Annotated in this window: 27 protein-coding genes and 1 pseudogene; 16 read left to right on the top strand and 12 right to left on the bottom strand. The window is 65.9% G+C overall.

The genetic code is table 11. The annotated features are described in order from the left end of the window. Positions 1-31: 31 nt before the first annotated feature. The 3 genes from C0V74_RS11685 to C0V74_RS11675 all read left to right on the top strand — a co-directional run bounded on the left by C0V74_RS11685 (position 32) and on the right by C0V74_RS11675 (position 2,513). Complete coding sequence (locus tag C0V74_RS11685; protein ID WP_143251893.1) at positions 32-649, top strand: DNA-3-methyladenine glycosylase; 618 nt, start codon at positions 32-34, stop codon at positions 647-649. A 91-nt stretch (positions 650-740) separates the two neighbouring features. Continuing rightward, on the top strand, positions 741-1,589 hold the full coding sequence (ygiD, locus tag C0V74_RS11680; RefSeq protein WP_143251892.1) for a 4,5-DOPA dioxygenase extradiol: 849 nt from the start codon (positions 741-743) through the stop codon (positions 1,587-1,589). 117 nt (positions 1,590-1,706) lie between these two features. Next, positions 1,707-2,513: an SDR family oxidoreductase gene (locus tag C0V74_RS11675; RefSeq protein WP_143251891.1), complete on the top strand. Its 807-nt coding sequence runs from the start codon at positions 1,707-1,709 to the stop codon at positions 2,511-2,513. A gap of 3 nt (positions 2,514-2,516) precedes the next feature. Here C0V74_RS11675 and C0V74_RS11670 read toward each other — a convergent pair whose 3' ends face one another. After that, the gene (locus C0V74_RS11670) at positions 2,517-2,810 is read right to left on the bottom strand and encodes a 4a-hydroxytetrahydrobiopterin dehydratase (protein ID WP_143251890.1); all 294 of its coding nucleotides are present in this window, start codon (positions 2,808-2,810) and stop codon (positions 2,517-2,519) included. 56 nt (positions 2,811-2,866) lie between these two features. Here C0V74_RS11670 and ccmA point away from each other — a divergent pair, with 56 nt between their 5' ends. After that, on the top strand, positions 2,867-3,448 hold the full coding sequence (gene ccmA, locus C0V74_RS11665) for a heme ABC exporter ATP-binding protein CcmA (RefSeq protein WP_143251889.1): 582 nt from the start codon (positions 2,867-2,869) through the stop codon (positions 3,446-3,448). Further along, positions 3,445-4,098 (top strand): heme exporter protein CcmB, encoded by a 654-nt coding sequence (locus C0V74_RS11660; RefSeq protein WP_143251888.1) that lies wholly within the window; start codon positions 3,445-3,447, stop codon positions 4,096-4,098. The genes ccmA and C0V74_RS11660 overlap by 4 nt, the downstream gene beginning before the upstream one ends. Here C0V74_RS11660 and map read toward each other — a convergent pair. Both map and C0V74_RS11650 read right to left on the bottom strand, forming a co-directional pair. Next, positions 4,095-4,922: a type I methionyl aminopeptidase gene (map, locus tag C0V74_RS11655; protein WP_131625002.1), complete on the bottom strand. Its 828-nt coding sequence runs from the start codon at positions 4,920-4,922 to the stop codon at positions 4,095-4,097. The genes C0V74_RS11660 and map overlap by 4 nt on opposite strands. A 43-nt stretch (positions 4,923-4,965) precedes the next feature. Further along, positions 4,966-5,778, bottom strand: a complete 813-nt coding sequence (locus C0V74_RS11650; protein WP_246844877.1) for a DUF3298 and DUF4163 domain-containing protein — start codon at positions 5,776-5,778, stop codon at positions 4,966-4,968. Positions 5,779-5,812: 34 nt separating this feature from the next. On the opposite strand from C0V74_RS11650, the gene C0V74_RS11645 reads away from it, so the two are divergent. The 11 genes from C0V74_RS11645 (at position 5,813) to C0V74_RS11595 (ending at position 15,334) form a co-directional block, all read left to right on the top strand. Next, positions 5,813-7,195, top strand: a complete 1,383-nt coding sequence (locus tag C0V74_RS11645; protein WP_143251887.1) for a leucyl aminopeptidase family protein — start codon at positions 5,813-5,815, stop codon at positions 7,193-7,195. Positions 7,196-7,261: 66 nt separating this feature from the next. Beyond that, a complete protein-coding gene (locus C0V74_RS11640; protein WP_143251886.1) occupies positions 7,262-7,603 on the top strand; it encodes a hypothetical protein in 342 nt (113 codons plus the stop codon). Continuing rightward, complete coding sequence (gene argC / locus C0V74_RS11635; RefSeq protein WP_143251885.1) at positions 7,600-8,535, top strand: N-acetyl-gamma-glutamyl-phosphate reductase; 936 nt, start codon at positions 7,600-7,602, stop codon at positions 8,533-8,535. Before C0V74_RS11640 ends, argC begins: the two co-directional genes overlap by 4 nt. A gap of 202 nt (positions 8,536-8,737) precedes the next feature. Then, positions 8,738-9,076, top strand: a complete 339-nt coding sequence (locus tag C0V74_RS11630) for a P-II family nitrogen regulator (RefSeq protein WP_131624795.1) — start codon at positions 8,738-8,740, stop codon at positions 9,074-9,076. Positions 9,077-9,114: 38 nt separating this feature from the next. Further along, positions 9,115-10,524 carry a type I glutamate--ammonia ligase gene (gene glnA, locus C0V74_RS11625; protein WP_143251884.1) on the top strand — a complete coding sequence of 470 codons (1,410 nt, stop codon included), beginning with the start codon at positions 9,115-9,117 and terminating at the stop codon, positions 10,522-10,524. A 183-nt stretch (positions 10,525-10,707) separates the two neighbouring features. Next, on the top strand, positions 10,708-11,268 hold the full coding sequence (locus C0V74_RS11620; protein WP_143251883.1) for a hypothetical protein: 561 nt from the start codon (positions 10,708-10,710) through the stop codon (positions 11,266-11,268). Further along, on the top strand, positions 11,265-11,723 hold the full coding sequence (locus C0V74_RS11615; RefSeq protein WP_143251882.1) for a phage holin family protein: 459 nt from the start codon (positions 11,265-11,267) through the stop codon (positions 11,721-11,723). The genes C0V74_RS11620 and C0V74_RS11615 overlap by 4 nt, the downstream gene beginning before the upstream one ends. Then, on the top strand, positions 11,720-12,700 hold the full coding sequence (locus C0V74_RS11610; RefSeq protein WP_143251881.1) for a DUF3618 domain-containing protein: 981 nt from the start codon (positions 11,720-11,722) through the stop codon (positions 12,698-12,700). The genes C0V74_RS11615 and C0V74_RS11610 overlap by 4 nt, the downstream gene beginning before the upstream one ends. A gap of 129 nt (positions 12,701-12,829) precedes the next feature. Next, the gene (locus C0V74_RS11605) at positions 12,830-13,438 is read left to right on the top strand and encodes a lysozyme (protein ID WP_143251880.1); all 609 of its coding nucleotides are present in this window, start codon (positions 12,830-12,832) and stop codon (positions 13,436-13,438) included. A gap of 250 nt (positions 13,439-13,688) precedes the next feature. After that, positions 13,689-14,744, top strand: a complete 1,056-nt coding sequence (locus tag C0V74_RS11600) for a hypothetical protein (protein WP_143251879.1) — start codon at positions 13,689-13,691, stop codon at positions 14,742-14,744. Positions 14,745-14,755: 11 nt separating this feature from the next. Then, positions 14,756-15,334: a fasciclin domain-containing protein gene (locus C0V74_RS11595; protein ID WP_168194204.1), complete on the top strand. Its 579-nt coding sequence runs from the start codon at positions 14,756-14,758 to the stop codon at positions 15,332-15,334. A gap of 68 nt (positions 15,335-15,402) precedes the next feature. Here C0V74_RS11595 and C0V74_RS11590 read toward each other — a convergent pair whose 3' ends face one another. The 9 genes and pseudogenes from C0V74_RS11590 to C0V74_RS13195 form a co-directional block, all read right to left on the bottom strand. Further along, complete coding sequence (locus C0V74_RS11590; protein WP_143251877.1) at positions 15,403-19,590, bottom strand: translocation/assembly module TamB domain-containing protein; 4,188 nt, start codon at positions 19,588-19,590, stop codon at positions 15,403-15,405. After that, positions 19,590-21,659, bottom strand: coding sequence for a BamA/TamA family outer membrane protein (locus C0V74_RS11585; protein ID WP_246844875.1), 2,070 nt, complete (start codon positions 21,657-21,659; stop codon positions 19,590-19,592). Before C0V74_RS11585 ends, C0V74_RS11590 begins: the two co-directional genes overlap by 1 nt. A 46-nt stretch (positions 21,660-21,705) precedes the next feature. Further along, entirely contained in the window at positions 21,706-22,548 is an 843-nt protein-coding gene (locus C0V74_RS11580; RefSeq protein ID WP_143251875.1) for an arginyltransferase, read from the bottom strand. Positions 22,549-22,705: 157 nt separating this feature from the next. Further along, a complete protein-coding gene (locus tag C0V74_RS11575) occupies positions 22,706-23,968 on the bottom strand; it encodes a threonine ammonia-lyase (protein WP_143251874.1) in 1,263 nt (420 codons plus the stop codon). Positions 23,969-24,020: 52 nt separating this feature from the next. Continuing rightward, the gene (locus C0V74_RS11570; RefSeq protein ID WP_143251873.1) at positions 24,021-24,647 is read right to left on the bottom strand and encodes a glutathione S-transferase family protein; all 627 of its coding nucleotides are present in this window, start codon (positions 24,645-24,647) and stop codon (positions 24,021-24,023) included. 19 nt (positions 24,648-24,666) lie between these two features. Further along, positions 24,667-25,320 (bottom strand): glutathione S-transferase family protein, encoded by a 654-nt coding sequence (locus tag C0V74_RS11565; RefSeq protein WP_246844874.1) that lies wholly within the window; start codon positions 25,318-25,320, stop codon positions 24,667-24,669. Continuing rightward, a complete protein-coding gene (locus C0V74_RS11560; RefSeq protein ID WP_143251871.1) occupies positions 25,320-25,997 on the bottom strand; it encodes a dihydrofolate reductase family protein in 678 nt (225 codons plus the stop codon). The genes C0V74_RS11565 and C0V74_RS11560 overlap by 1 nt, the downstream gene beginning before the upstream one ends. A 46-nt stretch (positions 25,998-26,043) precedes the next feature. Continuing rightward, complete coding sequence (locus tag C0V74_RS13040) at positions 26,044-26,457, bottom strand: DUF1428 domain-containing protein (protein ID WP_210413483.1); 414 nt, start codon at positions 26,455-26,457, stop codon at positions 26,044-26,046. Continuing rightward, positions 26,431-26,784: pseudogene (locus C0V74_RS13195) on the bottom strand (DUF1428 domain-containing protein); the annotation flags it as partial. The gene C0V74_RS13040 and the pseudogene C0V74_RS13195, both read right to left, overlap by 27 nt. Positions 26,785-26,897: the final 113 nt, after the last annotated feature.

Here is a 26,897-nt window from a genome sequence, read left to right as displayed (position 1 = left end):
CCGCCGCTTTGGCAAGACGGGGGAGGCGCGCGTGGGTTTGTCGGCGGAGCAGATCAAGAACAGCCTCGATGCCGTCGCCGCACGCGAACCGGCGATGGCCAAAGCGCTGGACGCCGCCGGCTACCCCGAACCGCGCATCCGCGAGCGCGGCTATGTCACCTTGCTGCGTGCGATCGTCGGCCAGCAGGTGTCGGTTGCCGCCGCGGCCAGCGTGTGGCGCAAGCTGGAGGACGAACTCGGCCCCGATATCGCCACCGCCGACCTGCTGGCCCGCGACTTCGACACCCTGCGCGCCTGCGGCCTGTCGCGCCAGAAGCAGAGCTACGCGCGGTCGTTGTGCGAGCTAGTGGAGGCGGGCGCGATCGATTTCGAGGCCCTGCCCCCCGATGACGAGGAGGCGATCGCGCTGCTGACGCAAATCAAGGGCATCGGCCGCTGGACCGCCGAGATCTACCTGCTGTTTGCGGAAGGCCGCCCCGACATCTGGCCCGCGGGTGACCTCGCCGTGCAGGCCGGCGTCCACAAGATCCTCGGCCTGGAAGCCCGCCCCAGCGAGAAAGAGACCCGCGCGCTGGCGGAGGACTGGCGCCCGCACCGCGGGGCGGCCGCGATCTTCACCTGGCACTGTTACAACAACCCCGCGCTGTAATGGGAAGCGAGAGATCGCCGGCAAAAGGCGAAGCGGCAGTGCGGACCCGATGGCTGGTAAACACGTTATGAGTCTTGCTTAGGAGCAGTCCATGACCATCAGCCCCGCACTTTTCATCGGCCACGGTAGCCCGATGAATACCCTCGAACACAACGGCTTCACGAATGCCTGGCGAGCGATGGGCCAACAAATGCCAAAACCTCGCGGACTGCTCGTGGTGTCCGCCCACTGGTTCTTCGGCGCAACGGCCGTCACCGCCATGTCCCGGCCGCGCACAATCCACGACTTCTATGGTTTCCCCAGGGAACTGTCGGAGTTCCAATACCCCGCGCCCGGAGCCCCCGACATTGCCGAAGAGGTCGCAGAGGCAGTGAAGCCGACCTGGTGCGGCCTGGACCGGGATCAGTGGGGCCTCGATCATGGCACATGGAGCGTGTTGGCCCACATCTATCCTGCGGCGAACATTCCCGTCGTTCAGTTGTCGATCAATGCGCTCAAACCGCTCGAGTATCATGTCGAACTGGGAGCGAAGCTGGCCGCCTTGGGAGATAATGGTATAATGGTTCTTGCGAGCGGCAACGTCGTGCACAACCTCAGTCGCGTTCAGTGGAACCAGCCCGATGCGGCGTTTGATTGGGCGGAACGGTTCGATGATGCCGTAGTCGCCCAGCTTGCCGATAGTCCTGCCGACATCCTGCGGGTGACGGAACATCCCGACTACGAACTGGCTGTGCCAACGCCTGATCACTTCATCCCGTTGCTCTACCTTGCAGGCATGGCCGCTGCCTTAGGAGAGACGCCTGAACCGCTGATACGAGGGTACGCCATGGGGTCCCTCTCGATGACATGTTATGGTGTCGATGCAGCGTTCGAATGCAGCGAGGAAAGCGGGGCGGCGGGCTTGCCTGCCCATGTTCCACCTGACCAGACAAACACCTGAAGCAGTTGCCGGGTCGATCTGATACGGTTGTCAGCAGACATACCGAAGGCAGATCCATCCCGTAGCAATCCGCCACCGACCGCGCTAACCGCCTTTCCAACACAGGAGGGACGGAACATGGCGGCGCGCAAGGCAATCTTCATCACCGGCGGCGGGTCGGGCATCGGGCGGTCGATCGCGGAATACTTCGCGGGCCGCGGCTGGTTCGTGGGTCTGGGCGATATCGACAGCGCCGGGATGCAGGGCACGGTGGCCAAGGTCGGCGGCGGCAACGCCTATGCGCACAAGCTGGACGTGCGCGACCGGGCCGCGTGGGACGAGGCGCTGGCGGCGTTCTCCATGGCCGCGGGCGGGCGGATCGACGTGGTCGCCAACAACGCCGGCATTCCGCTCGGCGGCAGTCTCGACACCAATACCGTGGCCGAAATCGAACGCTGCCTCGACATCAACCTCAAAGGCGTGCTGTTCGGCGCGCAGGCTTCGCTTCCGCACCTGAAGAAGATCGCGCCCGGTTCGTGCCTGCTCAACACCGCCAGCGCGGCGGGCATCTACGGCACCGGCGGCGCGAGCGTCTATTCCGCGACCAAGTTCGGCGTGCGCGGGATGACCGAAGCGCTCGATGCCGAATGGGCCGAATTCGGGATCAAGGTGCGCGATCTGATGCCCGGGTTCATCGACACCCCGCTGCTCGACCACGCGCCCAACCAGGGTTCGAACGAGGCGATCCGCGGGCGGGTGCAGCAAGCCGGGCTGGAGATCACCCCGGCGGTCGAGGTCGCGCAGGCCGCGTGGGACGCGGTGCATGGCGACAAGCTGCATACGCTGGTCGGCAAGACCGCCCGGCGGCTTGCCTTCGGCGCCCGCTGGCTGCCGGGCAAGGTCCGCCAGCAGGCCCGTAGCCAGAGCCGCCCGCTCGGCCAGTAGGGCTCAATTCAGCAGCGCGTCGATCGCCTCGGCCAGTTCCAAGTCGCGCTGACTGAGGCCACCGGCATCGTGGGTGGTCAGCGTGATGTCCACCCGGTTGTAGACGTTGAACCATTCCGGATGGTGATCGCGGCTCTCGGCCAGCAGCGCCACCCGCGTCATGAACGCGAACGCCTCGCTGAAATCGGCGAAGGTAACGGTGCGCACGATCGCCTTGCCCTCGCGCGAAAGCGACCAGTTGGAGAGTGCGGACAGCCAGGTGGTCCGTTCGGTGTCGGTCAGTTCGGGCACGCGCATCGGATGATCTCCGGCAAGGTTGTCGCGGCCCTGCCCATCGCCTAACCGCCGGGGCGATGCAACCGCCGCTCTTAGTCCGCGATCTGGCCTGTGCCCGGGGGGAGCGGCTGCTGTTCCGCGGACTGTCGTTCGCGCTGGATGAAGGCGAGGCGCTGCAAGTGATCGGCGCGAATGGAACCGGCAAGTCGAGCCTGCTGCGGATCGTCGCCGGCCTGCTGCATCCCTTCGCCGGTTCGGTGGAGCGGCGGGTGGCGGCGAGCCTGACCGACGACCGCTTGCCGCTGGACGAGCATCTGCCGCTGGGAAGCGCGTTCGCGGTGTGGCACCGGCTGGGCGCGGGACACTACGCTGGGGATGCGTTGGCCACCGTGGGCCTCGGCGGGCTGGCGGACGTGCCGGTGCGGTTCCTGTCGACCGGCCAGCGCAAGCGCGCCGCGCTGCTGCTGACGATCGCCTCCGATGCCCGCCTGTGGATGCTCGACGAGCCGCTCAACGGGCTGGACACCGCCGGCGGCGAGCTGTTGCTGCGCGCGGTGGAGGCCTTCCGCGCGCGGGGCGGCATGGCGATCGTCGCTTCGCACCAGCCGCTCGCGCTGCCCGACCTGCGCACGCTCGACCTGGCGGAGTTCGCGGCATGAGGGTGCTGGCGATGCTGCGGCGCGATCTGGCGCTGGCGTTCGGCGGCGGGCGCGGCGGACCGTGGCTGCCGGTGCTGTTCTTCGTGGCGGTGGCGATCCTGTTCCCGTTCGCGGTCGGGCCCGATGCGCCGCTGCTGGCGCGGACCGGCGGCGGGGTGCTGTGGGTCGCGGCCCTGCTCGCCGCGATCCTGCCGATCGACCGGCTGGTGGCGCCCGACATCGGCAACGGGGTGTTCGACCGGCTGACCCTGCTGGGGGTGAGCGAGGAACTGGTGCTGGCGGTGCGGCTGGTCGCGCACTGGCTCAGCTTCGGTCCGCTGCTGCTGGTCGCCGCGCTTCCGGCGAGCGCCCTGCTGGGCCTGCCGGGCGAGGTGCTGCGCACGCTGCTGCTGGGGCTGCTCGCGGGCACTCCGGGGCTGGCCGCGATCGGCCTGATCATCGCCGCCCTCACCGCCACGGTGCGCGGCGGCACGGCGCTGGGCGGCCTGCTGCTGATCCCGCTCAGCGTGCCGGTGCTGATCTTCGGCGCGGGCGCCCTCGCCCAGCCCGGCGGCGCAGGCATCGCGCTGTGCGCTGCGGTCAGCCTGGCCTTGTGCGCCGTCGCCCCCTTCGCGGCGGCGGCGGCGGTGAGGGCCGCGCGGGAGGGTTAGGCGTAAGGCGGCTTGTCGCGGCCGGTCGGGCTTTGAGTGAAGATCTCGCACCCGTCCTCGGTGATCCCGATCGAATGTTCGAACTGCGCGCTCAGGCTCTTGTCGCGGGTCACCGCCGTCCAACCGTCGGACAGCATCTTCACCCACGGCCGGCCCAGGTTGATCATCGGCTCGATGGTCATGAACATGCCCGGCCGCAGTTCAGGGCCAGTGCCCGCCTTGGCGGCGTGGACCACTTCGGGCGCATCGTGGAACAGGCGGCCCACGCCGTGGCCGCAGAATTCACGCACCACGCCATAGCGGTGCTGTTCCGCATGCGCCTGGATGGCGGCGCCGATGTCGCCCAGCCGGTTGCCGGGCTTTGCCTGCTCGATGCCGATCATCAGGCACTCGTGCGTGACATCCACCAGCCGCTTCGCCTTCAGCGCGACGTCGCCCACCAGGTACATCCGGCTGGTGTCGCCGTGCCAGCCGTCCAGCAGCGGGGTCACGTCGATGTTGACGATGTCGCCGTCCTTTAGCGCCTTGTCCCCCGGGATGCCGTGGCACACCACATGGTTGATCGAGATGCAGCACGAATGGGTATAGCCGCGATAGCCGAGCGTTGCCGGCACCGCCCCGCCATCGAGCGTCATCTGCCGCACCACATCGTCCAGTTCGCCGGTCGTGACGCCGGGCTGCACCATCGGAGCCAGGGCATCGAGGATCTCGGCCGCCAGCCTGCCCGCTTTGCGCATTCCTTCGAACCCGGCCGGGCCGTGGAGCTTGATGGTCCCATCCCGCAAAAGGGTCTCGTCACCGGTGACTGTCTGGTATTGGGTCATGCGGTCCATGTAGCGACTTCGGCTCGAATTTCGACAGGTTGAATCACTTGTGCGCCGAGAAAGCGGCGCGGTACGCCGGCTTCACCGCCTCCAGCATCGCCGCCGTCAGCGGAAAATCCAGCTCGTATGCCCCCTCCGCATAAGGGCCAGCGACGTAGGGGCCGAAGTATACGGAGATCCGGTCGAAGGTCCGCTGGTTCGACGAACCCACCAGGATTGTCGCCTCGTCCAGTCCGGGGCACCCGCCGAAGAAATCGTCCCCCCGCGTCACCGGTTCGCCGCGGCGTTTCTCGCGCTCCCGGTCGAGCGCCTGGCACACCGTCTCGCCCATGGCGCTCCCGAGCGCTGCGGGCGAGGTGAACAGGTCCTCCGACGCGAAGCCCCGCCGATTGGCCTTGTCCCAGACATGGCCCTGCAACCCGTACACGCCATGCGCGCCGCCTGTGAACGTGTAGAACTCGTTCGACAGACTGAGGTAGCCGGGCAGGTCGGCGACCACCTTCCATTTCGCGCCGTAGCTGTGCGGATGATAGGAGTAGCCGTTGGCCTTTGCATCCGCCTGCCCCTCCGTGGCCTGCGCGATCATCTCGGCTTTCGCCTTGCTGGCGTCCTCCTCCAGTTGGGCAGCCAGTTCCGGGTGGGCGCCGACCTGTGCCGGATAGGAAAATTCGTAGCTGTAGAGGTCGTTGTCCTCCTTCACCGCTTGCGCCCTGCCGGCAGACGACGCGGAGGCGGTCGCTTGCGCAGAGGCGCGGCTTGCCTGCGCCGTCACCCCCGTCTTTTCCCGCACCTCGGCGGGCGACGAGCACGCGGTCACCATCGCCAGCAGCGACGGGAGAAGCAGGCGAAGCGGCATTGGAATTCTCCGGGCAAGCGTTACTGCGCATCGTATGAGTCAAACGCCCGCGCTTATCCAGCCCGACCGCGGCCAGTCCGCGACCGCTATCCACCTCGTCAATCAGGCAGGCTTTGCCGCCTGGGCGCAGCGGCTTACTCCTGGACAGCGCGCCGCGCTGGAGGCGCAGAAGTTCGATGGGACCGGCTATCAGGTTGGCATCGTGCCCGATGGCGACGCGTGGTTCGCGATCGGCGGCGTCGCGGACCCGGCCGCCCTGTCGAGCTGGTGCCTGGCCAAGCTTTCCGAAACACTGCCGGCCGGCACCTATCGCCTTGCGTCCGGCGAGCCTGGAGCGGCCCTGTTCGGGTGGCAAACCGCGCAATACCGCTTCACTCGCTACCGCGCGGACGAGAACGCGGCGGGCGCGCGCATCCTGCTGACGGGGGAGCCGAAGGCGATCGATCCCGCCGTGGCCGAAGCGCGCGCCGCCATGCTGGTCATGGACCTCGTCAACACCCCGGCAGAGGACATGGGCCCGGCGGCGCTGGAAGCCGAAGCGGAACAATTGGCCAAGGCGCACAAGGCTCATCTAAGCGTCACCAAGGGCGAAGCGCTGGAGCGCGAATATCCCCTGGTGCACGCCGTCGGCCGCGCCGCCGCGCGCGAGCACGCGCCGCGACTGATCCATCTGACCTGGGGCGATGAGAAGGCGCCGGTTCTCGCGATCGTCGGCAAGGGCGTGTGCTTTGATTCGGGCGGCCTCGACATCAAGGGCGCCGCTGGCATGCTGCTGATGAAAAAGGACATGGGCGGCGCGGCCCATGCGCTCGCACTCGCCCGGCTGGTGATGGACGCGGGGCTCAAGGTCCGGCTCCATCTGCTCATTCCGGCGGTCGAGAACGCGATCGCGAACAACGCCTTTCGCCCGGGCGACGTGCTGCGCAGCCGCAAGGGCCTGACGGTGGAGATAGGCAACACCGACGCCGAGGGCCGCTTGATCCTGGCCGATGCGCTGACTCGCGCCAGCGAGGAAGATCCGGCGCTGGTCATCGATTTCGCAACCCTGACCGGGGCCGCCCGGGTCGCGCTAGGCCCCGATCTGCCGGCGCTGATGACCCGGCGTGACGATACGGCGGACGCTCTGATCGCGGCCGGTCGGGACCAGGATGACGAGGTCTGGCGCCTGCCCTTGCCCGACAGTTATCGCGAGTGGATGAAATCGGACATCGCCGACCTCAACAATGCGCCGACGAACGGTTTTGCCGGAGCGAGCGTGGCCGGCCTGTTCCTCGATCGCTTCGTGGGCGACGACATTGACTGGGCGCACTTCGACACCTTCGCCTGGCGGCCGACCGCGAAGCCTGGACGGCCGAAGGGCGGCGCGGCGCTGGGACTGCGCGCAGCGTGGCACATGCTGCAGGGGCGATTTGGGTAAACTTGCCGCCACACGGATGAGGGGCTAAGCGCGCCCATCCGCGAACCCCGGGGCTCTTGAACACACGTGACCAAGATCGGCGACTACGAGATACCTCAGGGGCAGCTGTCGCTGTCCGGTCCGGTTGCACGCCCGGCTACCGGCACTCTGCCGATCCGCGGCGACCTGGCCCATATCGCCCTCGCCGAACATTATCTGTGCGCGCATTACGTCGTGCCCCAGCAGCGCCGTATCGGTGCTGAAAAGGTGACCTTGCTGTGCCAACCGCGCGAAGGCGCTGACGCGGTCACGACCCTCGCCGCCGGCACCGCGTTCGAAGCGCTCGACTATGCCGGCGACTGGTGCTGGGGCTGCTGCGGACCGCAGGGGCCGACGGGCTACCTGCTTATTTCGCAACTCAAGGCATGACCCGCACGGTTTTCATCGACGGTGCCGCCGGGACGACGGGCCTGGAAATCGCCGACCGCCTCGCCAAGCGGCCCGAGTTCAAGCTGGCCACGCTGAACGAGGCGCGGCGCAAGGAAACCGCTGCTCGCCAGGACGCGCTGAACCAGGCCGATTTCGCGATCCTGTGCCTGCCGGACGACGCCGCGCGCGAAGCGGTCGCGTTGATCGATCCCGCCAGCAACGTGCGGGTGATCGACGCTTCCAGCGCGCACCGGGTAAGCCCGGACTGGACCTTCGGTTTTCCCGAAGTGGTCGGCCGACAGGCGGTCGCGGAGGCTCGCCGGGTGTCCAATCCGGGGTGCTACTCCACCGGCTTCATCGCGCTCCTGGCGCCGCTGGTGCGCGAGGGCTTGTTGCCGGCCGATTGGCCGTACACCTGCCACGCGGTCTCCGGCTACTCGGGCGGCGGCAAAAGCCTGATCAGGCGGTTTCAGGACGATCCCGATATTGCCTGGCGGGGCTACGCGCTCAATCTCGGCCACAAGCATGTGCCCGAGATGTGCGCTTATACCGGCCTGACCCGCGACCCACTGTTCTCGCCGGCAGTCGTCCCGGCGCATCGCGGAATGGTGGTCGAAGTGCCGCTGACGCTAGCGTCCATGACAGGCGCGGCGGCTCCGGATGACCTGCGGTCGTGCCTGACATCATTCTATGCGGACAGCGCGGTCGTACGGATGGCCGGCGAAGCCGATGGCGAGTTGCTCCTGCGCAGATCGCGCGAGCCAAGTGATGCGATGGAGCTTCACGTATTCGCCTCGGCCGACGGGTCGCAGGCCCGGCTGGTCGCGATGCTCGACAACCTGGGCAAGGGCGCGAGCGGCGCGGCCGTGCAATCGCTCAACCTGATGGCCGGTCTTCGAGAAACGGCTGGACTGCGTCTGCCCAGTTTATAGGCAGCCGGTGCGCACTGGTGAGGCATCCAGGCGAAGCCGCTGAATGCCATGTCGCATATACCGCCGCCGCAGACGCTTTCTTGCGCGTCGCGCCCTTTTCACGCAGCGCAGCTTCGCTTAGCGCCGTCCGGCGGCCTTGGCACGATTCTTGAACTTCGTGCGAGTGACGGTGGGCCGGCCCGTTCTGGCACTGGGGACGAAAGTGAAAAAGATCGAAGCGATCATCAAACCCTTCAAACTCGATGAAGTGAAGGAAGCGCTGCACGAAGTCGGCGTATCGGGGATCACCGTGACGGAAGCGAAGGGCTTCGGCCGGCAAAAGGGCCATACCGAGCTCTACCGGGGCGCCGAATACGTCGTCGATTTCCTGCCCAAAGTGAAGCTTGAGGTGGTCGTGCCGGACGACCAGGCCGAGCGGGTAGTCGAAGCGATCGCCGCCGCAGCGCAGACCGGTCGCATCGGCGACGGCAAGATTTTCGTTTCCACCATCGACAGCGCCTTGCGCATCCGCACCGGCGAGCGCGACGACGCCGCCATCTGACTTAAGCCGCTTCGTGCGGACCATCTAAGGACCAAGACATGCCCACAGCCAAGGAAGTTCTCGACCAGATCAAGGACCAGGAGATCGAGTGGGTCGACCTGCGCTTCACCGACCCGCGCGGCAAGTGGCAGCATCTGACGATGGTCTCGACCGTGCTGGGCGAGGACGAGTTGGAGGACGGTCTGATGTTCGACGGTTCGTCGATCGCTGGGTGGAAGGCGATCAACGAGAGCGACATGATCCTGAAGCCCGATCTTGAGCGGGTCTATGTCGATCCGTTCAGCGCGACCCCGATGTTGATCGTCTTCTGCGACATCGTCGAGCCGTCGACCGGCGAATGGTACGCCCGCGACCCGCGCACGACCGCCAAGCGGGCCGAGAATTTCCTCAAGTCGACCGGCCTCGGCGATACCGTCTATGTCGGACCTGAAGCCGAGTTCTTCATGTTCGACGACGTGCGGTTCGAAGACGGTTATGCGGCATCGGGATACCGCATCGACGACATCGAACTGCCGACCAACACGGGGCGGGAGTACGAAAGCGGCAACATGGCGCACCGTCCGCGCGCCAAGGGCGGATACTTCCCCGTGGCGCCAGTCGACAGCGTGGTGGATGTCCGTGGCGAGATGGTCACCACGATGCTGGAGATGGGTCTGCCATGCGACAAGCACCACCACGAGGTGGCCGCCGCTCAGCACGAGCTTGGCCTCACCTTCGGGACGCTGGTCGAAACCGCCGACCGGATGCAGATCTACAAGTACGTTGTGCACCAAGTCGCCCATGCCTACGGCAAGACCGCGACTTTCATGCCCAAGCCGATCAAGGACGATAACGGCAGCGGCATGCACACCCACATCTCGATCTGGAACGAAGGCAAGCCTCTGTTCGCTGGCAACGGCTATGCCGGGCTCAGCGACATGTGCCTCTACTTCATCGGCGGGGTGATCAAGCACGCCAAGGCACTGAACGCCTTCACCAACCCGACCACGAACAGCTACAAGCGGCTGGTCCCCGGGTTCGAAGCGCCGGTGCTGCTCGCGTATTCGGCACGCAACCGGTCCGCGTCCTGCCGCATTCCCTACGGCGCGGGCGAAAAGGCCAAGCGGGTGGAATTCCGGTTCCCCGATGCGATGGCCAATCCATACCTTTGCTATGCCGCGATGCTGATGGCCGGACTCGACGGGATCCAGAACAAGATCCATCCCGGCGAGGCGATGGACAAGAACCTGTACGACCTGCCGCCGGCCGAGTTGGCCGAGGTGCCCACGGTGTGCGGATCACTGCGGGAGGCGCTCGAAAGCCTGGAGGCTGATCACGAGTTCCTGCTGAAGGGCGATGTGTTCACCAAAGACCAGATCGACGCCTACGCCGAATTGCTATGGGCGGATGTCACCCGGTGGGAAACCACCCCGAGCGCGGTCGAGTACGACATGTACTTCAGCGCTTAAGTCTCTCGTTGTTTAAGGCACGAGGGGCGTCCGAGCGATCGGGCGCCCCTTTCGTTTGCGCCCATGCGCCTTGTCTTGTTGTAATAACGTCTCAGCGCAAAAAACATCGACTGTTCCAGCACTTACGGAACGCAGTCGCCCCTGCCCTCCTTCTTAAGTGTAACCAACTTGAAAGGATGGCACATGGAAACCTCCACCCGTACCGGTGGTGGCGACCTGCGCGAGGAACTCCGCAGCGACGCCTCTACCATTACCGATAGCGCGAAGCAGCGCCTCCAGTCCGAAGTCGACGCCCGCAAGGGCACAGCGGCCGAACAGGCGAAATCGATCTCGTCCGCGCTCGACACCGCGGCCGGCGAACTGAAGGACAGTCCCGACTGGCTGCAATCGATGTTCCGCAAGGGCGCGCAAACCGTGCAGCAGTTTGCAGACTCCATCGACCAGAAGGATTCGCGTCAGCTGACGCGCGACGTCCAGCAGATGGCGCGCACCAATCCCGCAACCTTCCTCGGCGCTTGCGCGCTTGCCGGCTTTGCAGCGGCGCGCGTGCTGAAGGCGGGGACTGAGAGCTCGAGTGACGCTTACGGCGACTCTGGCAGCGGGTTCGATCAAACGTCCAGCAGTCAGTTTTCCAGCGGCCTGGCTTCGAGTGGAACCGGCAGTAGTTCAGGTTCGCAGGGCTTTGGCACATCATCCGCCGTCGGCGGAACCTTCTCTCCCGCGTATTCGGGAGGAACGCTATGACCCGCCAACAGGAAGGCTTTACTCCGGATGGTCTCCGGCAGCCTGAAGCGGAGCACGGCGCGGGCGAGAACATCGCGGATCTGATCCGCCAGCTGACCGGACAAGGCACGCACCTTGCGGAACAACAGCTCAATCTCGTCAAGGCGGAGGTGCGCGAATCCGTTCACGAGGTGAAAATCGCAGCCGGAGAGATGGCCGGCGCGGCGGTAGTCGGTATCGCAGGCCTCGGCGTCACCCTGATGGGGCTCGGCTATCTTCTGGGTGCCGCTATCGACAACGTCCCTCTCGGCGTTCTGATCGTGGGCGTCGCAACCCTGATCCTCGCCTACGTGCTCTACAGCGCCGGCAGCAAGAAAGTCAGCTCGGCGCACCTCACCCCTGACCGCACCGTCCGCACCATCGAGCGCACGCCCGATGCGGCGCGCGGCAACCTGACTTCGGAGACCCGGCCATGACCGACCACACTACCACCACAAACCAGGATCCGGCGGAGATCGAACGCGACATCCGCCGCACCCAGGACGAAATGAGCCGCACGGTCGACCGCATCGGCGATCAACTGACCCCGCGTAATCTTATCAATTCGCTGCTCGACAAGGCAGAGGACAATAATATCGACGCGCGTTACCTGCTCGATGGAGCGCGCCGGAATCCGCTCGCACTGGCGATGATCGCCGGCGGCGCGATCTGGCTGGTCAGCGATAGCGACGCCAAACTGCCCAGCTTCGGCAGCGGCAGCGGTGCTTCCACCGACCGTGACCATCATGATCCCATCCACCGCGATTACGTGGCGCACATGGGCCAGCTCGAGCGCACGGAATATGAAGACGACACGGCCTGGCAGCGGCGTCGTGATATGCACCGGGCCAATTACTTGATGCTCGACAAGGGTCATGGCGAAGACGATCACAGCTTCCGCCAGCGCCTCGACGATGCGACCGAAAAGCTGCGCCAGAAGCGCCGCGCATGGTCCGACAGCGCCAGCCACGCCGGCAGCTCGGTCCGGGATACCGGCAGCGCTGCGGTCGACAAGGCGCAGCAGGCCTATACCAGCAACCCGCTGATCGGCGGTCTCATCGCCGCTGCGGTCGGTGCGATCTTCGGCACATCGTTGCCACTGTCGCGCACTGAGAACGAGCAACTCTCCGGGCTTGGCGGAACTGCGCGGGACATGATCGGCGAACAAAAGGACAAGCTGGTCTCAACCGCCCGCGACAAGAAAGATGAGCTGGTCAGCAAGGCCGAGAACAGCGCGTTAAGTTCGGCGGCCGGTACTGGGGCTGGACAACAGCCATCCACCAGCAGGACTTCGCAAGCGGGCGAGAGCGGTAGCCCCTTCGGTGCAAACGATAGCGAGGGATCGCTCACCCAACTCGCTGCTGAGGAGAGTGAACCACGCCAGGATACCGACTGGCAATCGACCAACCGCTAACTTGTGAATGGCTCAGTAAAGGCGCCCGCCGATCAACTCGGCGGGCGCTTTTCGTATTCGAGAATTCGTTTTCCTACAGTGCGTTGTTGTTCCTAATGGCCCCGCCTCCCGCGACCATGAGGTGACCCGATGCAGCGCAAGATCATCTTCGACACCGTCCGCCGCCTGCTCGGGCGAGGTTTCAGCCGCCGCGAGGTGATCGCGCTGGACGCGGCGATCGCCGCCGCCCAGGGGGATGACCCGTTTCCGGGCGATGGCGATATTGGCGGCGAACCGCTGACGATCGGCGCACGCGGCGTGGAATTGATCCGCCAGTTCGAAGGGTGTGCAAAAGTGCGGCCGGATGGCCTCGTGCAGGCCTACCCCGATCCGGGTACAGGCGGGGCACCATGGACCATCGGGTGGGGCGCCACCGGACCCGATATCAAACCGGACACCGTGTGGACCCGTGCTGAGTGCGATGCACGGCTGGACGCTGACATTGCCCGCCACGCGGCTGACGTGTGGGCGGCGATCGGGCAAGCTCCAACAAGCCAGGCACAATTCGACGCGCTCGTGAGCTTCCACTTCAATACCGGGGCGATCGCTCGCGCTACCCTTACCAAGCGTCACAATGCCGGCGAACGTGCCGCTGCCGCAGCCGAGTTCGCGCGCTGGAACCGCGCCGGAGGCCGCGTACTTCCGGGGCTGGTCCGCCGCCGCGCAGCTGAAGCGGCATTGTACCTCGCCGCGGAGTAGGCGCCTGCGGCGGCGCTAACAAAAAAAAGGCGACTGCCGGAGCAGTCGCCTGTGTAAGTCCAGGGCTCTATCGAGCCCTTTCGGGTCGCGTCATCGTGATAGCGCATCCCGTCCCGCCTGAACCTAGCCGAATGTATGCCCTCGAGCCGCGATTGGCGAGACGTCAGCGATGGCCGAGATCGGTGAGGTTATCTCAGGTTAATGGAACGGCACGCCCGGCTGGCTGTTTGTGGTGCGAAGGAGACATCCAATGCGCATGCTTATGCTAGGCGCGGCCTCAATCGCACTCGCCACCAGCCCGGTCTTTGCCGAACCCGGAAAAGGTAACGGCGGCGGCGGCGGACAGGCTGCAGAAAAATCCCAAGGAAACGGCGGCGGAAAGTCGCAGGCCCAGTCGAACGGAAAAGCTGATCGCGGAGGTCCGCAAGCCGGCCGCCCGGTGCAGGCGGAGCGCCAGCCGAAGGGCAACGCCCGTCAAGGTGCCGAGGCCAAATCCGAGCAGCGGACGGCGGCGCGCGAGGATCGCGCTCGTCCAAGCGGCAACGGCAAGGCAAACGCCGGTGCGAAGCAGGTCAACAAGGGTGCCGCGCGCGCCAGCAACGGCCGTTCGGACAATCGCCAGGTGCGCCCCGAGCGGGAGACGCGGGAAGCCCGTGACATTCGCTACGCCGGGCGCGATCCCGATGTCCGGACGGTACGCGTTGCCGATTTCGGCTCTGATCGCTCACGCGGATTGATCCAGGGGTGCCCGCCGGGACTGGCGAAGAAAAACAACGGTTGCACTCCGCCAGGGCTGGAACGGAGCCGCGATGGATATGATCGCTATTACAGTCCTGACTGGTTCGGGTATTCATCGCTGCAGGATGGGCGGTATCGCTACGGCGATGGCTACCTCTACCGGACCAGCAATACCGGCTCCGTGCTCGGTTTCCTGCCGCTGCTCGGAGGCGCGTTGTCGGTTGGCAACCCGTGGCCCGATTACTATCAGCCTGCCGAGGTTCCCGATTACTACGTCCAGTATTACAACCTCGGATCGCCCAATTCCTATCGATACGCAGACGACGTGTTCTATCGGGTCGACCCGCAATCCGATTCCATCACGTCCATTGCCGCGTTGCTGACTGGAGACCGGTTCGCCGTCGGACAGCCCATGCCGGCCGGGTATGACGTCTACAATGTGCCCTATGGGTATCAGGACCAGTACTACGATACGCCCGAGTACGATTACCGTTACGCCGACGGCTACGTCTATCAGGTGGATCCCACCACGCAGCTGATCCAGGCTGCGATCGAGTTGCTGACGTGATGGAGAGTACGATGCGCAAGGTCCATTGTTTTGCCGCAGCTGGGGTTGCAGCGCTCCTGGTGCCGCTCAGCGGGTGCTCGGGCGACGCTGACACTCCGGCCGCCACGGCCGCGCCGGCCGAAGCTGGGACGGGCACGCTCGCGGCCAAGATCGGCAGCGCGCCCGGCCTGACGACCATCTCCGGCGCCCTGTCGGAAGCTGGCCTGGCCGACGTGTTCGACGGGCCCGGCAGCTACACCGTGCTCGCCCCTGACGACGATGCGTTCGCCAAGCTTGGCGACACCGGGAGCACCCTGACCGAACCCGCCAACCGGGCGGCATTAGTCGCTGTTCTTCGGGGCCACATCCTGCCCGGACATCTCACCCCGCAAGCAATCAAAACCGCGATCGGCGAGAAGAAAGGTCCCGTGTCGATGCGCAACCTGGCCGGAGATCAGATCGAGTTCTCACTGGACGGCGATGCCATCATCGCGACCGGATCGGGCGGGATCAAGGCGCGCATCGATGGCGCTCCGCTGGTGGCAAGCAATGGAGTCGTGCTGCCACTCGACGCGCTGATCAAGTCTGCCGAGCCGGAGACGATCAGCTAGGGATTTCAACACGACCGTTAGCGCTCGGGAAGGCTTGACCGGACTCCGCCTTCCCGAGCGTACTTGTGTCAGTAGTCCCTGCTCGCCTTCACTACGAGCGACTCGCGCCCGATGGTTGAGATCGAACCCAGTATCGACAGCCACGACGTGATCCGGAACTCCGCCTGGGTGGCGCTGTAGCCCCTCCCATCGGTGATGACCTCCACGTAGAACCGGCGACCGATGTTCTTGCCCAATGCAATCGCCGTACCGCGTCCCAGCGCCTGATCCGCGCTCACGATGCGCAGCCGGTCGAGCCCGATCGCACTGCGGAGCTGGTTGATCGGATCGAGACCGCCGCCCCCGCGCAGCGATGCCACGGCAGACCCTAGCTGAAGCACGTCGGTCGCCGAAAGCTCGGTGATTGACCCGCCGAACAGCAGCCGCGCAAGAATTTCCTCTTCCGGCAGTCCGGGGGTGGAGGAAAAGCTGATCTCTGGCTGGGCAGCGCTGCCCTGCACCTTGACCGCGACGGAGAGGCCGTCCTTTTCTGTCTCGGCGACGATGTCGAGCCGCGGATCGATCGGGACGCTGTCATCGAAGTTGATGATCCCCCGAGTCAGTTCGAACCGCGTGCCGGCGAATGAGTAGTCGCCGCGGATGACCCGCGCTTCTCCTCCCAGCCGCGGATTGTCGGTCGTTCCGCGCACCCGCACATTCGCCGCCCATTCGCTGTCTAGGCCCATACCGTCCACGTCCACCCGGGCCGGTGCGCGCGCATCGATCAGGTAACGCCATGGCTGGCTAGCGGCGAGACGCGGGGCGACATCGTACGGCAGATTGATCTCGCGGGTCTTGATCTGCGGCAGACGCTCATCAGCAGCCGCCGTACCCAGTCGCCAGCTCGCGCGGTCGACGGTAAGCCGGCCCGCGATGGTCCCGCCGATGCCATTGGAAACGATCCGCATGGGTCCGGTGACTGTCGCTGCCAGACCATTCGCGTTGAGCAAGCGAGCGTCGCGCGCGGCCAGCCGAAGGTCGAGTTGCGGCCCCCTGATGCCAAGATCTTCCAGCACGACCGTGCCGCTACCCACCACGGTGCCTTCGCCTGCGGTCGAGCCGCTGAAGCGGGTGATCCTCAGGCGAGAGCCGCTGAACGTGCCTCGGGCGCTGACATTGGTCAGGTCCGTGCCAGACAGGCTCGATTGCAGACGCAGGTTATCGCCCGCCACGGATCCGCGCACTTGCGGAGCGGCCAATGTGCCGGTGACGTCCGCGGCCACGGATAAGCGCCCGGTCAGGTCAAATGCGTCGACTGCGGCCAAGCGCCACAGGGCGTCAGCGGGTCCCTGATAGCGGAGTTGGGCGAACAGATCGCCCGCGCGCAGGCGGTCGAACAAGGCGCCACTGCGCGGCAGCCCGACGATCCGCCCCTGCAACCGTCCACGCCGTTGCCCGCCCTCGTCGATCACGGCGCGCGTTTCGAGCCGGTCCGGGGTGAGACGCAGGACCAGGGCAAGATCGATCGGACGCGATGTGAGGACGAGACCAGAACGGCTCAGCCCGGCGATCTTGACGCGGGCCTCTCCGGTCGGAGGAGCCCCTCTGACGCTGCTGTAATCGACCACGCCGGAGATCTTTCCGCCGAGGCCAAGGTCCACATAGATGTCAGCGACCGATAGCGGCATGTCGGACAGCTGCAGACGGGCAACCGTGCTCCCTCCGCCAAACTCGCCCGAGGCGATGATCGCGCCCCCTGCGAAGTTCACCTGAGTAGGCTCCAGCAGCCAGCCCCCGTCGTCCTGCCGCACCAGGATCGCGCGCCGCGGCATTGCGATCGGCCTACCCGCGAACTCGCCGCGCGCCGCCACCGCCACGCGATCGGACGCTACGTTGGCGTTGATCTGCAGGGCGAACCGGCTGCCGCGTCGCCCGGCGACGGACGCGGTTACGGTGCCACTGCCGTTCTCCAGATCGGCACGGGCCGCAAGCCGGCCGATAAACAGGCTGCCATAGCTGACCCCTTGGGCGAAGACGTTGCCGCTGATCGTGCTGCGCCCTTTGACCAGCAACCCGCTGGCTTCGATCCGCGCTTGTCCGATGGACAGCGGAGTAGCGCCGGCGAACCGCGCGTCCTTGGCCGTCAGATTGATATCGAACGCCTGACCGCCCCCGCGGGGAGCGAGCGCGATCGTGCCATCGAGTCCGCCGCCATTCAACGCCAGGGTTCCGGCGACTGCCCCATTGCCGAGCGTGAGTTCACCGGAGACCGAGGTCTTCCATACGTCCAGCTGGCGGATCACCAGCCGCGTCGGGCCATTGGCCGGGGCGAACAGGTCGATCGTCCCATCGAACGATCCAAGGAGCGACTGCCCCCGCGTCTCGATCGCGAACCCGTTCTTGATCGGCGCAATCGCAACGCGCACATCCTTGAGCCCGGCTGACGGGAGCGGATCGGCGAACACCAGGACCGCCTCCGGACCGCGGTCGGTATAGGCTCCTTCGACGGTGAACGCCCCGTAATCCACGTGTCGCCCACGACCGGCGACGCTGGTCCGGCCCGGACGGATCATGCCATCAAGCGTCAACTCGATCTTCGGCGCGTTGATGCGCACACCGCGGAAATCGAGCGGCCGCGCGCCGCCGGTGACGATGCTCCCGCTGAAGGTGATCGGCTGGCCCGCCAGGTTGGCGAGCGTGGCGTTCGTCACTTGCGGGATGCGTCCGCGCAAGTCCGCGGACACGGTCCACGGCGTGTTGCCGAACGTGGCCACGATGGTGGCAGCCCCGTTTACGGTTCCGACATTCGGAATGGCGAGGCCGTTGGCCGTGACGGGGCCCGCGATGCGGTAGTTTCCAGTGCCGGTATCTCCGGCCAGCGACAGCCGGGCGGTCGCTCCGGGGAAAGCAATCGACAGTCCGTCGCTGGACAGGCGGGTGCCCTGATAGACGACCGTACCCTTGATAGTTCCGTCGATCAGCCGCGGATCGACCTGAGCGGTTCCGGTGATGATCCGCGCGACCTGCGCATCAAGCGGGAGGGTCCAGCGTCCGTTAGAATGCGTCGCCGTGCCTTGCTGAATGACCCCGGCAACCTGCGTAGTGCCGGTGACATAGCGACCGATCTCAATCCGGTGTCGGGCGGTCAGGTTGCGGAACGTCCCGTCGAACGTCGCCGACAGCCGAGCCCCTTCCAGCCGGCTGCCCGGCCCCAGCAACGTTGGATCCTTGATCCGTGCCGAGAGCGCCACGCTGCGGGCAGCGTTCTCGCCCAGGTCCACCGAGCCCTCAGCCCGCGCCGCGAACGCGTCGGTGATAAGGTGCACCGTGCCGTCCAGTACGCTGTTCTTGAGCGTTCCTGTCGCCTTGTAGGAAACAGTTTCGCCGAGCAGTTGGCGCGGCAGTCCTTCCGCCATGGCCGGCTGCGGCCGCGCCTGGCCGACGATCGTGTAACGCCCGCTCCGGTTGAGAACGCGAAAGGCTGCGAAGTTGGCGCCATCGCGCGTGACGTATCCGGAGCCGTCCCACTTGCTCCAGCTTCCCGAGCCGCTTAACTGCGCGCGATAGCCGGCATCGGCGCCGATCAGTCCAGCCAGCACGCCGCCTCGTGGCGCGTCATAGTCGACCTGCAGATCGAACCTGTCGCGGTCCGGCTCGGCATCGATCAGCGCACGGAAGGCATCCTGCGCACCGAGGCGCCCATCGGCGTTGACCAGCGCGCGGCCTTCGCGGATGTCCACCTTGGCGCTCAGGTTCGCTTTGTGGGCGTCTGGCCCGGCCACCCCGGCGGCAAGGGTCAGGTCCCGGATCGCCAGCCGATCGATCCGAATGTCGAAATTCGGCAGGACCGGGGCGTCGGGATCGCCCGGGTTCAGCTCCGGCAAACGGTACAGCGTGCCGCGATGCGTGACCAGTTCCCGCACATCAAGGCCGCGGGTGAACCAACTCATCGGCCGCCAGTCGAGTTCGACAAGCGGCACGGTCAGGAACTTGCCCTTGGGATCGGACAGCGTGACATCATGCAGCCGCGCCTTGCCGTACAGATTGCCGTCGATCCGTCCGATGGAAACGGTCAGGCCGGAAGCCGGCGCCACCTCGGCGATCCGATCGACGACCCACCGCTGCCCGATGGGGCTGTTGAGCAGCGCCAGCGCACCGACAATCAGCAACAGCACCCCGGCGATGAGGCCGACCGCCCACTTGGCCGCGCGCCGCCCCAAGCTCGTCCGGCGCACCGGCTTGCTCGGCGTTTCTGCCACCTCGATCTCGTCGGCCATCAGAACGCCTGGCCCAGCGAGACGTAGACCGCGATCCGGCTATCACCCGGCCCCGGGTTGATCGGCGTGGCAATGTCGAAGCGGAGGGGCCCGAACCCGGTATTATAGCGTACGCCGATGCCCGCGCCGAAGCGCACCGTATCGAAATCGGGCGTCACGCTGCGGCTGACGGTGCCCGCATCCAGGAACGGCACGACGGACAGCGCCCCGTCGAAGAAGCCGGTCTGGACCCGTGCTTCGATCGCACCTTCGACCAGGCTGCGCCCGCCGGTCGGATTGCCGTTGACGTCGCGCGGGCCGATGCGTTGATAGCCATAGCCGCGCACCGAACCGCCGCCGCCGGAATACAACCGCCGTGACGGCGCGATGTTGTCGAGAGCGGTGCCGGGGATCGCGGCGAACCGGACCCGACCGGCGACGACGATCTTTTCGCTTGCGCGAAGGTAGGTCGAACCATCGAACTGCCCGCGCAGGTAAAAGCTTTCCGTCCCGCGGCTGCGCGAAACTTCGGGGGAGAGCCGCAGCCCGGCGCGAAAGCCCTTCTTGGGATCGAGCAGGTTGTCGGTGGTGTCGAGCTCCGCGAACAGCGGTATCGCGCCGACGAAGAAGGTCTGGCGCGGCTGAACCACCCCGCCCAGCGGCGCCGGGCGCTCATCGGTGGCGACAGCTTCCAGGCCGACGCTCCAACTGAGCGGCTTCTGGAACAGGAGGGTCGATCGCCGCTCATACGTCCCGATCAGCGAGACGGTGTTCGCATCGAACGCATCGCTGTCGATGGTGGAAGCGAACGCGTCGACCGTGAGTACCTTGTCGCGCCCGCCGAAGTTGTTCTTGCGGAAGGTTACGCCGAGCAGCTGCTCCTGCGTGCCTGCGATGCCGCGCACCCGCAATGAACCTTCGGGGGGAAACAGGTTGCGGTGTTCCCAGCTGGCCTCGGCGCGGAAGCCCTCTCCGGTGCCGTAGCCGATCGCGCCCGCTATCGTCCGCAGCTTGGCCCTCGTCAGCTCCACATCCAGCGCGACCGTCCCCGGCTGGTCGCCAACGGGCGCGACCACCTCGCGGGGGGTGACCGTCACGGACGAGACGAGCCCGGTCGAAACGATCGCCCGCCTCAGGTCCAGCTCCAGGCTGCGCTGATACACGTCGCCAGCATCGAACCGCGCGATGCTCGACAGATGCCGGCCCGACAGGAAGCGCGGGAGGTTCGAATTGACCTCGCCGAAAACGTACTTGCCGTTGGGACGAACCGCCAAAGTCAGGTCGCCTTCGGTCCGGGCGTGATCAACCAGCAGTTCCGGCGCGTCGATGGCTGCGAACGGATAGCCGAACTCGCCAAGCGCGGTATCGAGGTTGAACTGTTCCTCGACGATCTTGTCGCTCGACATGAAGTCGCCGGGCTGGATTTCGAAGGCGCGGCGCAGCGCCGCAGCGTCGACCGCGGTGTTCAGTTCGCCCAGGTCGATCGCGCCGAAGCGGTAGCGCGCGCCCGGGATGATGTCGAAGCGGACTTCGGGCCGGCTACCGGCATTCTCATCGCCCGGCTGGATGCTGGCAACCGAGCGGACGACTTGCGCATCGTAGTAACCATAGACCCGCATCATCGTGTCGAGCAGCGCCTGGTCAGCCTTGGCGCGGGCGGCGAGCTGCGCGACGTTGTCGTCGTCGGTATTGAGTTCGGCGATGGTGGACAGGTTGCCGAAGCGCTCCGCGAATTCGACCTGCTGAGGGAACGCCGCGTCATCGGGCGGGAACGCGAGCACCAGTTCATCCGTCACCCGCACCACGTCCGCATCCACCAGAGCAGGGCGCGGATTGGTGGCATCTTCCATGTCGGCGAACTGGATGCTGTCGTCCGGCTCCAGCGGCGCGAGTTGCGGCAGCTCGAGATCATCCGGCCACGGTACGTCGATCGCCGGCAGATCAGCCAGCGGCGAGCTGGGATCGACCTCGACCACCGGCTCTGCCGGCTGGTCGTCAGGCTCACCTTGCTGGGCCCACTCGACCGGATTTTCGACCGCCGAGTCGGGAATCAAGTCCTCCAGCGACGGCTCTGCCTGTTGCGCGGCCACCGGCGACGCGGCGAGAGCCGCGCAGCCGAGTGCCAGGACTGCCAGTCTACTCAGAGAAATCGAACTGAGGCAGCGATCCGTCCTTGCCGGCATTGGCGACGCTCCGCGAACGGCGCGAACCACTGGCGGCAGCGGCGATAAGCTCGTCATGCCGCTCTCGCGAAAGCCGGCGCCAGCCGTCGCGGCCGAGCAGCTCGATCGGGCGATAGCGGATCTTGTATTGCATGCGGTCGGACCCATCGACCCAATAGCCGAGGTAGACGTAACCAAGCCCGTCGTCAGCGGCGCGCCGGATGTGATCCAGGATGATGTAATTGCCAAGACCCGCACGCGCCTCATGTTCCGGGTCATAGAACGAATAGATCATCGACAACCCGTCACCCTGCCGATCAGTGAGGCACGCGGCCACGAGGCGGCCCGGCTTCAACCCGTCGGAGGGCTCCCTGTATTCAACGACGTAGCTGGTTACCGGCGTATGTTCCACCATATCCGCGTAATCAATTTCGTCCATCGCGGCCATCCCGCCACCGGGGTGGCGCACGCTCAGATACTTGCGCAGCAGATCGAACTGCTCACCAGTGGCCCACGGCCGGCATTCGGTGGCGATCAGCCCCGAATTGCGCTTCAGATTGCGTTTCTGAGTGGTCGACGGCGCGAAATCCCTCACCGGCACGCGAACCGAAACGCACGCCTGGCAGTCGGCGCAGCTGGGGCGGTAAGCGACTGTCTGGCTGCGGCGGAAACCGATCCGTCCGAGAGCCTCGATCAACTGGTCCGCATGTGGGCCCTTAAGCTCGGTAAACACCTTCCGCTCGCTGCGGCCCGGCAGATATGGGCACGGCGCGGGGCTCGTCACGAAGAACCGGGGAAAGCGAACAGGGGCCGTCACGGGAGCTGCCAGGGTCCTCTCGCGGATTTGAACGAACGCGTCCGCCGCGTGCTCGAGGTATGCCCAAAGCGAACCGGCGGTAAAAGACCCTTAACCATCTATCGCGGTTAACGGAAACCTACTTTGCACAGTTGCGAAGTGGTTTCCGGGCTTCCGCTCAGCCGAGCTCCACCTGATGGACCGAGTATCCCGAGGCGGTGAGCGCGGCGACCAGCGCCTCGATCTGGTCCTTGTCGCGCGCCTCGCATTCAATGTCGGTGATCAGCCCCTTCGCCGGCAACGACGTGAAGATGCGCTGGTGATAGATCTCGATGATGTTGACGTTGTGCGCGTCGAATTCCTTCATCACCTTGTACAGCGCGCCCGGGCGGTCCTGGAGGGTCACGCGGAGCCGCGCGAGCCGGCCGGATCGGGCCAGGTCGCGCAGAAGCACGTTGGCGAGCAGCCGCGGGTCGATATTGCCGCCGCACAGCACCAGCCCCAGCTTCTTCCCAGCAAACCGATGGGGATGAGCGAGCACTGCGGCCAGACCGGCCGCGCCGGCGCCCTCGACCACGGTCTTCTCGATCTGCAGCAGCAGGCTGACCGCACGCTCGAGTTCGGCCTCCTCCACCAGCAGGATGTCATCGACCTTCTGAGCGATGACCCGCGAGGTGAATTCGCCTGGTTCCTTGACCGCGATCCCCTCGGCCAGGGTGTCGCCGCCGCACGGCATGGGGATGTTGTTGATGCGCGAATACATCGACGGGAACAGCGCCGCCTCCACCCCGACGACTTCGATCTCCCGCCCGGTCGCCTTGGCGACGGTGGCCATGCCGCTGATCAGGCCTCCGCCGCCGATTGGAACCACCAGGCAATCGATCTCCGGCGCATCGGCCAGCATTTCCAGCGCGACCGTACCAGCGCCCGCCGCGACGTGCGGATCGTCAAACGGGTGGACGAAGGTCAGGCAGCGCTCCTGCTCCAGCTGCCGCGCGTGGGCATAGGCATCGTCGAACGTTTCGCCTTCCAGCACCACGTTGCCGCCGACGCTTTCGGTCTGCATGATCTTCACGCTCGGCGTCGTGCGCGGCATCACGATCGTCACCGGCACGCCCAGGCGCGTGCCGTGGTAGCTCAGTCCCTGCGAGTGATTGCCGGCAGAGGCTGCGATGACGCCACGGTTACGCTGCTCTTGCGTGAGCTGCAGCAACGCATTGAGCGCACCGCGTTCCTTGTAAGCGGCGGTGAACTGAAGATTCTCGAACTTGAGCCAAATTTCGGTGCCGACGATGTTCGACAGCGTTTGCGAGTGCATCGTCGGGGTGTGCACGACTGCACCGGCGATGCGCTGCGCCGCGGCAAGGACATCGTCATTGGTCAGCGGCAGGTTCGTACTGGCGCTGGTTTCGGTCAGGCGGGCGGCGGCGGTCTGAGTCATCCCGGCGCCCTAGGCCAGATGCGACGCTAGGGAAACTGGCGAAACATTCGCGTCAACCTGCGGCCTGCATCTGGGCGATGAGTTCGCCGTCGATCGCCTTGCTGGCCTGGTACGCCTCGCGCCCCCGAAAGCGGCCAGCATAGCCTTCGAAACTGCCGCGGATCGGGATCGAGCCGAACTGCAGACCCCAGTCCACGGCGCTGCCGACGTAGACATCAGCCATAGTGAAACGACCGCCGCAGACGTAATCGTGGCTGGCAAGCCAGCCGTCGAGCGCGTCGATCGTGCGGTCGAAGTTTCCAAATCCGGCCATGCCCTCGCGCTCGGGCGGAACCTCCCACCCCATCGCCCTGGTCACCACCGCTTGCTCGAGCGGGCCGGCGGCGAACAGCAGCCAGCGGAAGTAGTCGGCCTTCTCGTGCGTCTGCGGGAGCAACGCGGGCGCGGACAGTTCGGCCAGATAGTGACAGATGGCCGCGGCCTCGGTGATCACGTGATCGTGGCCGCCATGGTGGTGGACCACCGTCGGCACCTTGCCCATCGGGTTGAGCCTGAGGAGGTCGCCTTTGTCCTGCCAGTCGACCAGCACCTGGTCGTAATCGGCATCCGCCTCGTGGAGCGCCCAGCGCGCAATCTGGCCCCGGCTCATGGGATTTGTGTAGAGCGTGTATTCGGCCATCGTCTGCTCTCCTGCGGGCTCAATCGCGCTCAGGGGCGCCAGGCGGAAAATAGCCGCGGAACGGGCGCGCGTCCTCGATGCAGCGGGATACCGGAGCGAGCGCGAGAAGCTCGGGGCGCAGCCGCTTGAGTTGCGGGTGATCGTCGGGGATCGGCTCCACCCAATCGGCGTAGAACAGCGACGGGGCCGCAGCGCAGGTGACAAGGCTGACGTGCGGGGGAACGGTGTTGGCTGCCATCCAGTCCTCCAGCCAGCGATACACGCGGCGCAGGGATTCCTTCGCGCTCGCAATCTCCGCCTGATCGGGACTTTCGCCGCCCACGATGTGCGCCAACACCACGCGGGTCATGTGGTGCATGACGTAGTTGTCAAACACACGGTCCAGCATCCGGGCGACGACCGCCTCCGCTGGATCGGCGGGGACCAACGGCGCCGCGCCGGGGTGGTGCACCGCGAGGTATTCCACGATCGCAGTTGCCTCAACCACCGTGGTGGCGCCATCGATCAGCACCGGGAACTTGCCCGCCGGGTGTGCGGCCGCGACGAAAGCGCCATGCTCCGCGCCCTCACCCGGGTCGACCGAGCGGAACTCGAACGGGGTCTCGTTCGCATAAAGCGGGATCAGCGCCTTCCAGGTGTAGGACGAGAATGGATGCCCGTAGAGTTGCAGCATCACCAGATCCCCGCCGCCATTTTGCGCTGGCGTTCAGCCTCGCGCTCGCTCTTCGCGCCGATCGGGCCTTCCGCCGGGTAAGGCGGCAGCTTTCCGCCAGGCCGGTAGGTGGCGATGACCGTGCCTTGGTCGGTCACCCGGTGGTCGATCATCTCGAATTTGTCGACGGGGGTGCCGCCGCCGAACAGCCGCTTGCCTTGGCCGAGCACCACTGGAAAGGTCATCAGCACCAGTTCGTCGATCAGGCCCGCTGCCAGCAGGTCTGGATAGATCGTGCTCGATCCCTGAATGATGATGTCGGACCCTTCACTGTGCTTATTCCGTGCGACATCCTCGATGCCCGCAAGGCGATGGCTGTTCTGCCATTCGAGGGGCTGGTCGCCGCGGGTCAGCACATATTTGTTCGCCGCGTCAAACGCGTCTCGCATCGGCCGGTTCTCCGGCTCTTCCGCATAGGGCCAGTAAGCCGCGAAGATGTCATAGGTTCGCCGGCCCAGCAGCAGATCGTAGTCGCCCGAAAAAAGCGCGCCGAGAGTTTGCTCGATGCCAGGGTCCCAGATCTTGAACATCCAGCCGCCTTCATCGAACCCGCCCTGGGTGTCCTCGGTAGGACCGCCCGGCGCCTGCATCACGCCATCAAGCGAAAGGAAGCATCCCCCGGTGACCTTGCGCGCCATCGTCAGTACGCCGCCAGCAGGGACCAGCAGCCGCCGCAAACCTCGGTCATCGGGGCTGCTCCAGCACGAGCACGGGGTCAAAGCCGCCGAACACCATTCGTTGCGGGCTGAACGGCACATCGTCCGGCATCTTCATCTCGGGATCGTGCATCATCTTCTCGGCCGCCGCGTCGCACACCTCCCGGCTTGGCCACGCCATGTAGCTGAACACGATCGCCTCGCCCGGCTCGGCCTTCACCGCCCGGTAGAAGTCGGTCTGCGCCCCGTGCGGCACGTCATCGCCCCAAGCCTCAACTACCGCCGTCGCGCCATACCCTTGGAACATGTCCCACGCGTCATCGGCCATCTGGCGATAATCCTCGCGCCTGTCCTCCGGCACCGGGACAATAAAGCCCTGGACATACTGGCCTTGCGCGAACGCGCCGTGGCTGACGATCGGAGCAAACCCGCCGAAGATCATCCGCTGCCCATCAAACGGCATCGGGTTGGTCGCTGGATCCATGCGCGGATCCTTGCCCATCAGCGCGCTGACCGCGGCCATGCCAGTGTCACGCGCGTCCTTGTCGGGCCATTCGACCCAGGCGAAGGCAACGGTTTCGCCATCGCGGGCGGCTACCGCGCCCTGGAAGTCGGTGGTCTTACCCGGCTTGAGGTCGGCACCCCAGCATTCGACCACCCGCAACGCACCGTTCTCAAGGAAGATCGGGTCGATCGTGCGCGCGTGCTGCACAAACCTATCCCGGTCGCTCGCTGCGACGGGGATCACGAAACCATCGAAATAGCTCACTGCCTTTCTCCCTTAAGCGGTCGCGCCTGCCGGGTTCACGTTGTCCGCCGGCTCCTCTCAACATCCGCCGAGCCGCGCCAGCGCAATCTCTCGCCTCGACTCGCCCCCTTGTT

The organism is Altererythrobacter sp. TH136, from assembly GCF_007065885.1.
Taxonomy (GTDB): Bacteria; Pseudomonadota; Alphaproteobacteria; order Sphingomonadales; family Sphingomonadaceae; genus Tsuneonella.
The sequence above is the reverse complement of the archived record's forward strand: the minus strand, read 5'-3'. Positions and strand labels throughout refer to the sequence as shown.